7 protein-coding genes are annotated in these 10,264 nt (G+C 52.6%); 5 read left to right on the top strand and 2 right to left on the bottom strand.

The window, feature by feature from the left end; translation table 11 throughout:
- Window positions 1-16 precede the first annotated feature (16 nt).
- On the bottom strand, window positions 17-934 hold the full coding sequence (locus R3I13_RS11295) for a PorP/SprF family type IX secretion system membrane protein (protein ID WP_346318059.1): 918 nt from the start codon (window positions 932-934) through the stop codon (window positions 17-19).
- A 430-nt stretch (window positions 935-1,364) separates the two neighbouring features.
- On the opposite strand from R3I13_RS11295, the gene R3I13_RS11290 reads away from it, so the two are divergent.
- Together R3I13_RS11290 and R3I13_RS11285 are read left to right on the top strand one after the other, a co-directional pair.
- Window positions 1,365-4,601 carry a TonB-dependent receptor gene (locus tag R3I13_RS11290; RefSeq protein ID WP_346318058.1) on the top strand — a complete coding sequence of 1,079 codons (3,237 nt, stop codon included), beginning with the start codon at window positions 1,365-1,367 and terminating at the stop codon, window positions 4,599-4,601.
- A 3-nt stretch (window positions 4,602-4,604) separates the two neighbouring features.
- A complete protein-coding gene (locus R3I13_RS11285) occupies window positions 4,605-6,380 on the top strand; it encodes a RagB/SusD family nutrient uptake outer membrane protein (RefSeq protein WP_346318057.1) in 1,776 nt (591 codons plus the stop codon).
- A 92-nt stretch (window positions 6,381-6,472) separates the two neighbouring features.
- On the opposite strand, the gene R3I13_RS11280 is transcribed toward R3I13_RS11285, so the two are convergent.
- On the bottom strand, window positions 6,473-6,847 hold the full coding sequence (locus tag R3I13_RS11280; RefSeq protein ID WP_346318056.1) for a hypothetical protein: 375 nt from the start codon (window positions 6,845-6,847) through the stop codon (window positions 6,473-6,475).
- A gap of 166 nt (window positions 6,848-7,013) precedes the next feature.
- On the opposite strand from R3I13_RS11280, the gene R3I13_RS11275 reads away from it, so the two are divergent.
- From R3I13_RS11275 to R3I13_RS11265, 3 genes are all read left to right on the top strand, one after another.
- Entirely contained in the window at window positions 7,014-8,426 is a 1,413-nt protein-coding gene (locus R3I13_RS11275; protein ID WP_346318055.1) for a sialate O-acetylesterase, read from the top strand.
- A 103-nt stretch (window positions 8,427-8,529) separates the two neighbouring features.
- On the top strand, window positions 8,530-9,261 hold the full coding sequence (locus tag R3I13_RS11270; RefSeq protein ID WP_346318054.1) for a GntR family transcriptional regulator: 732 nt from the start codon (window positions 8,530-8,532) through the stop codon (window positions 9,259-9,261).
- A 76-nt stretch (window positions 9,262-9,337) separates the two neighbouring features.
- Complete coding sequence (locus R3I13_RS11265; protein WP_346318053.1) at window positions 9,338-10,240, top strand: ROK family protein; 903 nt, start codon at window positions 9,338-9,340, stop codon at window positions 10,238-10,240.
- Window positions 10,241-10,264 lie beyond the last annotated feature (24 nt).

Below are 10,264 nucleotides of genomic sequence, written 5' to 3'. Positions count from 1 at the left end.
TGGGAGAGAACGGATATTACCACCATTTATAAGGAAGGAAAGCGCCGGCGGCCCAGGGTATCCTGTAGTTCACGAAGATCTCATGCGAACCGGAGCTGAAACGGATAATGTTGTACTTGTTACCCACCGCGAAAATATAGGAGTACCCCAGCTGCAGCCTGCGCTGAACGGTGTATTGCAGCGCGGCGTTCATTTCTCCCGTACTGCGCCAGGTGAGGCCAAGGGCGGCACTTTCGCGGTATATAACGGTGGCGCCTATATCCAATGGTTTTTCCTGCGGGAAGATATTGTAAAGCAGGGAAGGAGCCACTGCGAAGTTTTCCCCGAGCAGGTGAAGGCTGCCTGCCGCCACATAACCGCTGTTGCCTTCGTCTTCCGGCCGCAGCTGGCCTTCGCTCCTGAAGTTCTTCAGCTTGATGCGCGGCATGGAAGCGCCGATGTAGAAATTGTCCCGGTGCAGCATAATACCGAACCCGGCCACGCCCCGCCATTCATTCACCGGCTGCTTGTTGGCCAGCAAAGGATCGCCCTGCCCCAAGCCGCCATAACGCGCCGAAAAATTGTCCATGCCGCCGTAGAAGCCGAGGGTGAGGCGTTCCGTGGGACCGATATTCACCGTTTTGGACACCATAGCGCCCAATGATGCGTAGGAAATAACGGCGATCTTTTTGTACTCTGCCACAAGACCCACGGCAATCCCCGGCTTCCGCACGAAAGTATTGCCTGTGAAACTAAAGGCGACCGGCGCATCGTTGATGCCGGCCCATTGTTTACGGCCAAACGCCGTCAGCGAAGTGGATGAATCCATGCCCATGATGGCAGGGTTCACCAGGCCAAGGTTCTTATTGAAATTGGCGTAAATGAAATTTTCCTGCGCCTGTAAATAAGAGGAAAAGAGCAGGAAGATGCTCAGCAGGTGTAAACGTTTTATCATGCGCGGATAAGGTTATGGTCAATCTGGATACTGTTACTGCAAAGGACGGCTATTCCGGAAGACACGGGTATCCCTCATTGGGGGGAGGGGCTACGCTTCAAAGCATGCATTAGGAGCTTGGTTTCCCGATAAGATTATCAATTTGTTAATTGCATTTAACCTGAATGAACTTCTGATCGAATTTTTTCAATTTTGCCTCGCTGACATGAGGTAAATAAATTTCTGATAACAACATCATGGCCATAATATTATAATGACTGGAAGGCGGCTTCCAGCAAGGGAACCGCCATGCGCATCCTTACCGTCATCCATTGTCCTGCTTATACTGTTTCTCATCACTTATTCTGCTATAATCTAAATCTATTTTATGCATTTCGGAAAACAAAGGCGTTATCTAATGTGGCGCATCCATCAAAAAACATTGGCCTGCATGGCGTTGCTCTTTTTGGGAAACGCGGCGGCCTGGGCAAAAGCTGCATCTCTGGCGCCGTATGCGCATAATGTAGTGTCAGAAGCTGACCGCCGGGTGACGGGGAGGGTGACCAGCACTACGGGCGAGGGCTTGCCTGGTGTAAGCGTCGTGATCAAAGGCACACAGACCGGCACTGCTACAGATGAGAATGGTAATTATTCGATCAACATACCCGATGAAGGCGCTGTACTGGTGTTTTCTTTTATCGGCTTCGCTACCCAGGAGATCAGGCCCGGCAAGGGGGGCACGCTCAATATACAGCTCGCGCCGGACACAAAATCGCTCAACCAGGTGGTGGTAGTGGGTTATGGCACGCAGAAGAAAGTGAATCTTACCGGCGCGGTAGACCAGGTGGGTCCGGACGCATTCCAGAACAGGCCTGTGCCCAACCTCGCGCAGGGTCTTGTAGGAGTGGTACCCAACCTTAACCTGAGGATGCTGGATGGAAAGCCCACGCAATCGCCTTCATTCAATATCCGCGGTACGACTTCCATCGGGCAGGGCGGTAGCGCATTGGTGCTGATCGACGGTGTGGAAGGAGATCCCGGCATGCTTAACCCCAACGACATCGAGAACGTGTCTGTGTTGAAAGATGCAGCATCCGCATCGATCTATGGCAGCCGCGCAGCATTCGGCGTAGTGCTCATCACAACGAAAGTGCCAAAGGGAGGGAGAACCAATGTTACTTATTCTGCCAACTATGCGATCAAATCGCCTACTGAAGTGCCGGATAATATTACCGATTCTTATCCCTGGGCAAAGGGATTCAGCGATGCATGGTCCAGGTGGAACGACAACGGCGCCACGCCTACGGCTATCAACAAGACCATCAGCTTTTCTCCCGCATATCTTGCGGAGATCAAAAGAAGGTGGGAAGATCCCTCTCTGCCGAGAATAGAAGTGAATCCGTCCACCGGTGAATATCAATATTTCTACAGCACCGATTGGTACGATGAGTTGTATAAAAAGAATTTTGGCGCGCAGGATCATAACCTTTCTGTTTCCGGCGGCACCGAAAAAGCTACTTTTTACCTGAGCGGCAGATACAACGGCCAGGATGGCCTATTTCGCTACAACAGCGATGACTACAAGATGTATAACTTACGGGCGAAGGGCAGCATGCAGGTAACACCTTGGCTGCAGATCGACAACAACACTGAATATTCAGTGCGGAAATATCACCAGCCGCTGAACGTAGGCGAGGGGAGCGGGATATACCGTAATATGGCAGACGAAGGCCATCCGCTGGCTCCGTTATTAAACCCGGACGGTACATTGTCGTTTTCAGCCGCCTACACGGTAGGTGACTATTACATCGGCCGCAATGCTATCGACAACACGCAGCGTTTCCTTAAGAACAAGATCGGCGCCAAAGCGCAGTTCTTCGAAAATAAGCTGACCGTTCGCGGAGACTTTACCTTCCAGAGCACGGACATCGCTTCGCAGCAGAACCGCGTGCAGGTACCCTACAGCCGCGCAAAAGGCGTGATCGGTTATACCGGCTCCAATACAAACGACCTGCAGGAAAGAAAAAGAACCACCAACTATCTCGCTACTAACTTTTATGCGGATTATGTGAAGTCTTTCGACGGCGGTCATAACTTTAATTTCCTGGCCGGCTTCAACTATGAACAATCGGTTTACAACAACCTGACGGTACAGCGCAACGGCATTGTTTACGGCGATGCGGACGATATCAGCCTGGCCCTCGGCCAGAGCATCACCACGACCGGCGGCTACCAGAGATGGGCGACCGCGGGCGGCTTTTACCGTATCAACTACAATTTCCGCGAACGTTACCTGCTGGAAGTGAACGGCCGCTACGACGGTTCATCCAAATTCCCGACAGACCAGCAATGGGGCTTCTTTCCCTCAGTATCGGCCGGGTGGAGGATTTCTGAAGAACCGTTCTGGACAGTGAGTCCCAAAGTTTTGTCGAACGTTAAATTGCGGGCTTCTTATGGTTCACTGGGCAATGGTAACGTTGATCCTTATTCCTTTAACGAAAAATTCAGCATCTCCCAGTCGGGCCGTGTGATCAACGGCATCCGCCCACAGGCCACCCGCCAGCCGAACGTAATACCCGACGGGCTGACCTGGGAAACTTCCACCACCGGCAACCTCGGTCTTGACTTCTCTGCATTGAACAACCGGCTGACGTTTACCGGCGATGTTTACCGCCGCTGGACGAAGGACATGTTCACAAAAGGCCCCACCGTACCGGAAGTATTTGGTACGGATGTACCAAAAGGCAACTACGCCGACCTTGAAACCACCGGCTGGGAACTGTCCGTTAACTGGTCCGACCAGTTTTCGATGGCATCGAAACCCTTCCGGTATGGCGTGCGGTTTACTTTAGCCGATTCAAGGGCCATTATCACCAAATACAACAATCCTGATAAAAACCTCACCGACTACTACGAAGGCCAGCGTGTAGGCGAGATCTGGGGATACCAGGTGGAAGGGCTGTTCAGATCAGCCGACGAAATTTCTAAATCACCTTCGCAGGCTAATATTCAGAACACCAATACCCGCAAGAACTACCCGGGCGATCTCAAGTTCAGGAACCTGGATGGCGATAACGTGATCTATCAGGGCCTGAACCGCGTTGGCAACTCAGGTGACAAGACCATCATCGGCAACTCCGAGCCGCGTTATACTTTCGGGCTGAATCTTTCCGGCGACTGGAACGGTATCTTCCTGTCCGCTTTCTTTCAGGGAGTGATGAAACAGGATTGGTATCCATCTTCTGAAGCACGTTTCTGGGGACAATATAACCGCCCGTACAACGCCTATCCGCGCTGGCAGGAGAATAATATGTTCCGCGAAGAGTTGGGGAATTTTGATGCATACCTGCCCCGCCTCGTGGGTTACGTAGCCCAGGGCACCGGCCGCGCGTTGCAGGTAGCCAACGACCGTTTCCTGCAAAACGCTGCTTACATCAGGCTGAGAAACTTACAGGTCGGGTACACGCTCCCGCAGCGCCTTGTATCCAAAATACACGCCCGCGACCTGAAAGTATATGTATCGGCAGAAAACCTCTGGACATGGTCGCCCATGTACAAATGGACCCGTGATACAGACGTGACCAGCATTTACGGCTCCGACCGCGATCTGAGCGGCGGCACCAGCGGCGATGGTTATAACTATCCCATGCTGAAAGCGGTATCAATAGGTTTGACCCTCAATTTTTAAATCATGAAGACTGGAAAAATATTCAATTATACACTTGCGCTGGCGCTGCTGCTGTCCGCCAGCTCCTGCGACCTCAATGACACGCCGGTGGACACTGCTACCAGCGAAGCCGTGTTCGGGTCTGAAAGCGGCCTGGAATTATATACGAATTCATTCTATGACCTGCTTCCGAACACGGATGTAGGTGTGTTCCAGGACGACGACAATTCTGATCTGGTAGCACGCAACGGGGTGGACAACTACCTGGCGCCGAACGCACTTTCTCCTGTTACCAGCTCCGGCTGGACCTGGACGGACCTGCGCAACATCAATTTTTTTATAGAGAACGCCGAAAAGAGCAACGTCGCTACCAAAACGCATTACCTCGGCCTGGCACGTTTTTTCCGCGCCCTGTTTTATTTCGAAAAAGTAAAACGGTTTGGCGATGTGCCCTGGATCGATAAACCGATCGAAGTGACCGATATGGACAAGCTGAAAGCGCCGCGCGACAACAGGTTTGATGTGATGGACAAAGTGCTGGCAGATCTTGACTATGCGATCGAGAACATCACGCTGACCTCCGACCAGACCAGCACCCGCATCACCAAAAATGTGGCCCGTGCCTACAAAACACGTATCTGCCTGTTCGAAGCATCGTTCCGCAAATATCATACGAACTACGGCAAGCAGGCCACTGCCGCCGCCTGGTACCAGGAAGTGATAGAAGCAGCGAACGAGATCAAAGGTTTTTCACTGCACCAGGGCGCCGCGCCTGACAAGGGATACCGGGAGCTGTTCATCGCAAAATCCGCTTTCGCCGACGAAACCATCCTTTCCGTGGCGCTGAGCAGCAACCTCCAGGTTTACAGCTCCGCCAACCGGCGGTTCATCAGTCCCACGTATGGCAACCGCCCCAGCCTGACGCGCCGTTTCATCAACACCTACCTCAATCTCGACGGCACGCCGTTTACCAGCAAGGCAGGATACGCAACAACGCCGTTCGTGGATGAAGTGAAAGACCGTGACCTGCGGCTGAAACAAACCATCCGCCTGGGAGATTACCGCAGAACTGAAAATGGTGTTCCCGTAGCCGCTCCGCCGAATTTCAACCAGACCTACACCGGCTACCAGCCCATCAAATGGTGCTACGACGAACGTTTCCCTTACGACGACGAAAGCCGCAACGACAATGCCCATATCATCATGCGTTATGCTGAAGTGCTGCTCAACAAAGCCGAAGCGCTCGCCGAGCGGAACGAAATGACAGCGGCTGAGTGGACTGCCACCATCGGCGCACTGCGCAAAAGAGCGGGCATCACAGGCCCTACGCTTACTACATTGCCTACAGTGGCTGATCCATACATGATCGCGTTCTTCGCCAATAAATTCACCAACCCCGTGCTGCTGGAAGTGCTGCGCGAAAGGGGAGTGGAGCTGGTCTTCGAAGGCCTCCGCCCGGACGATCTGCGCCGCTGGAAAGTCGGCGAACTGTTCCAGGACGCGCCCATGAACGGCATGTATGTTCCGGCCCTGGGTGAGCATGACCTGAATGGCGACGGCATCAAGGATGTATATTTCTACCAGGGCACCAAACCGACTTCCACCACACCCGGTATCGCATTCGTAGATGTAAGCCCCTCCACCGCGGTGGGCCGCATACAGCTGTCCAACGGCACTTCCGGCGAAGTGATATGGAATCCCGGCCCGCGTCAGTGGACCGATGCCAAATATCTCTACCCGATCCCGCAGACCGTGCGGGACAGGAACCCTAACCTGGGACAGAATCCTGATTGGCCGTAGCAGGATTACAAATATTTATTGGCATAAAAAAAAGAGAGCTACTGTTTCCGGTAGCTCTCTTTTTTATAAAATGATTTGGCCTTACGGCTATTTTAGTCCCATTCCTCATCAAACTCTTCCCTCTCCGCTTCAGTAGGAGTGGCCACTGCAACGACTTTCCCCGTTCCATCATTTAATATGTAAAACTTAAGCGGCTTAAAATTCCTGGCGCTTCCCAGGATGGCGTTGTAGTACAGGATGCCATTGCTGACGCCCCGGTCAAATTTAAAGAAGGAGGCGAAGGGGGCTAATCCTAACCTGTATTCGGTGCCTGACACCAGCGATACGCTGCTTGCCGCGGTTACCACGGTATAAGTATTTTGAATCACAACGGGATCCGGTTCAGGGATGTTCAGCGTAGCGTCTGTATTTTCTTTTTTACAGGCAAGGGCAAACGGGAACAACAGGTAACAAAAAAGTTTCTTCATAATTAAATCTACAAAAAATGAGAATATAGAAAATGGGAGAATGATACATGATAAGCTGACCAGCGCAGGTGGAATGCAGTCCTGCTGCGCATGAAATAACTGCTTTGATATGTACTACATAATTTATACATTTATTTTTCGACCTTTTTTTTATCAACCAAATCATATGAAACGAATAAAAGCTTGTATCGGGCTGTTTTTGCTGGCGAATACCATTGCCAGCGCTAAAGTAATTCTCCCGGCTGTCATCGATCACAACATGGTGCTTCAGCAAAAAACGAACGCCGCTCTCTGGGGGAAGGCACGCCCGGCAGCGAAAGTGAAGATCACAACCAGCTGGAACGGAAGATCGTACACCGCCCAGGCCGGCAGCGACAGCCTTTGGCGTGTTTCAGTAAGCACCCCGGCGGCAGGCGGCCCTTTCAGCATCACCTTCGACGATGGTGAAAAACTGGTGCTGAAGAATATACTCATCGGCGAGGTATGGGTTTGCTCAGGCCAGTCCAATATGTCGATGCCCGTTAAAGGCTTTCGCAACCAGCCCATAGAAGGCTCAAACGATCTGCTGATGAATGCGAAGAATTCCAAACTCCGGCTGTTCCAGGTTACGCGCCAGGTGTCTGACCAGGCTCAGTTCGATACAAAGGCGCGCCGCTGGGAAGAAGCGGATATCGAAGGTGTGGGCGAGATGAGCGCTGTGGGCTACCTGTTTGCAAAGATCATCCAGGAAAAGCTGGATGTGCCTGTTGGCATCGTGCTCACGGCCTGGGGCGGAACCCGTATTGAAGCATGGATGAGCCCGTCTGCATTGCAGGCCTTTCCTTCAGTGAAGATCCCGGCTCCCGGCGATTCTGTGAAACTGAACCAGAACAGCGCTACCGCGCTTTATAATTCAATGATCAGCCCCATCGCCGGTTTCACCATCAAAGGGGTATTATGGTACCAGGGAGAGGCCAACAGGAGGAATTATAGTGAGTATCCGCAGATGATGCAGTCGATGGTGGCAGACTGGCGTAAACGCTGGAATTGCGGGGAATGGCCGTTTTATTATGTGCAGATCGCGCCGTATAAATACGAAAACGATAAAAAGTCAGCCTATCTCAGGGAAGCGCAGCTGCAGGCCCTGAAGCTGATCCCCAACTCGGCAATGGCGGTAACCGCCGATATCGGGAAAGAATTATCGATCCACCCGCCGGATAAAATGACTGTCGGCAAACGCCTGGCCTATTGCGCGCTGGCAAGGGATTATGGGGGCGCCCAGCTTCCATACCGGGGCCCGGTTTACAGGTCGATGAAGATCACTGCCGACACCGTTGACCTCGCGTTTGATCATGCTCCAAACGGACTGTATGCCGGGGAGAAAGACCTTACCCTGTTCGAAATAGCAGGGGAGGATAAGATCTTTCATCCCGCCACGGCCAAAATAACGCAAGCCGGTATCCGCGTATGGTCCGGCCAGGTAAAAAATCCGGCGGCAGTCCGGTATGCTTTCAAAGACTGGTTTACAGGCGAGCTTTTTAATACCGAAGGTTTGCCGGCTTCGCCTTTCCGTACAGACAATTGGGAAGCATCCAAATAAGTACTCGGACGGAAGATCCTTAACACCCATCATCCCGCCGGGAAAAAAAATCCCGGCGGGCTTGTTTTATTTTCCAAACTTTACTATGTTTGAACATTCATACATGGGTTTAAAGATCGACCATAAGAGCAAAATGCCGCTCCACATACAGGTGGAAGAACTGCTGCGGAACCTGATAGGCCAGCCTGAGTACCAGAACGGCTCCTTCCTGCCGAAGGAGGTGGAGCTGGCCAACCGGCTGGGCGTTTCCAGGAACACCATTCGCCAGGCAACCAATAAGCTGGAATACGAAGGACTGCTCACCAGGAAAAAAGGAGTAGGCACCAAAGTGGCGCCACGCCAGCTTTCCACCAGCCTGCAGGACTGGCAGAGCTTCACCAAGGAAATGTCCAAACGCGGCATCATCACATCCAACCTCCTGCTCACGCTCGAAAAGGTGAAGGCGGACGAAAAAATGGCGGGCTTCTTCAACATCCCGCACGGCACGCCCATCTGTAAACTCAGTAAACTCAAAGGTGTAGACGGCGAACCGATCGTTTACTTCGAAAGTTTCTTCCATCCACGTATCACCCTTACTGAAAGCGACGACCTGAACCGTCCGTTGTACCAGCTGCTGTCCGAAAAGTTCGATATCACCGTTGTACGGTCCAGCGAACACATCAGTGCCCTGGTTGCCGGCACTGTGGCGAAAAAGCTGCAGGTAGACCCGAAGTGCCCCGTGCTCTTCAGGGAACGTTTTGTATACGATCCGGGCGACAGGCCGGTGGAGTACAACATAGGTTATTACCGGTCCGATAAATTCACGTATTCCATTGAAATAAGATCAGAACGCTGATCTGTTTTACCACTCCTTTTTTTGCTCCGCGCAGGAAAAGGATATTTTTTTCTTCATTCTTAATATGTTCAAACATATGAACAATATGTATGTGATCGGTGCGGATATTGGCGGTTCGCATATAACGGCGGCCCTGGTAAACCTTGCCAATGGCGCGGTGGCAGACGAATGCAAATTCAAAGAACCGGTGAACGCCGCCGCCGGCGCGGAAGCGATATTATCACGGTGGACGGCCTGCATCAGCCGCACCCTGGCCGCAGCCAACAATGAAGTGGCTGCCATCGGCATAGCCATGCCGGGGCCCTTCGATTACCCGGGCGGCATCTCGCTGATCAAAGGCGTAGCTAAATACGAATCCCTTTACGGCATGAACATCCGGGAGGAGCTGAAATCATCCCTGCAATATTCCAAAGGCATTTATTTCGAAAACGATGCTTCCTGTTTTGCCCTCGGCGAAGCATGGGCAGGCGAAGGGGCCGGCAGCCGCCGCATGGTGGCCGTTACGCTCGGCACCGGCCTGGGGGGCACCTTCCTGCGCGATAATGAGATTCTCCACGAAGGCAAAGGCATACCGCCGGAAGGGTATATCTATCATCTGCCTTACAGGACAGGCATCGCGGAAGATTATATCTCTTCCCGCTGGCTGCTCAATGAATATCACCAGCGCACCGGCCAGCGCCTGCATGAAGTGAAGACCATCGGCGAGCTGGCTGAAAAGCAGGATGCCGTTGCCCTCGCGCTGTTCGCCGAACTGGGCGAAGCTTTAGGCGAGGTACTGGCTCCCTGGCTCGCGGATTTTGATGCTGAGCGGCTGGTGATAGGCGGTAATATCCGCAAGGCGCATCCTTACTTCCTGCCCTCGCTGGAGGCCTGTTTGCAGCGGAACAACATCGGGACCAGCGTGCATATTTCCGGGCGCGGCGAGAACTCGGCCCTTTCAGGCGCCGCCTGGATATGCAGATCTATACTTAGTAAATAACAACAACGCGCGATAGACAATGAA

Origin of the sequence: Chitinophaga sp. YIM B06452 (assembly GCF_039655965.1) — a bacterium.
In the GTDB taxonomy this organism is placed as follows: Bacteria; Bacteroidota; Bacteroidia; order Chitinophagales; family Chitinophagaceae; genus Chitinophaga.
Note: the sequence above shows the minus strand (reverse complement) of the source record. Positions and strands in the feature narration are given on the sequence as shown.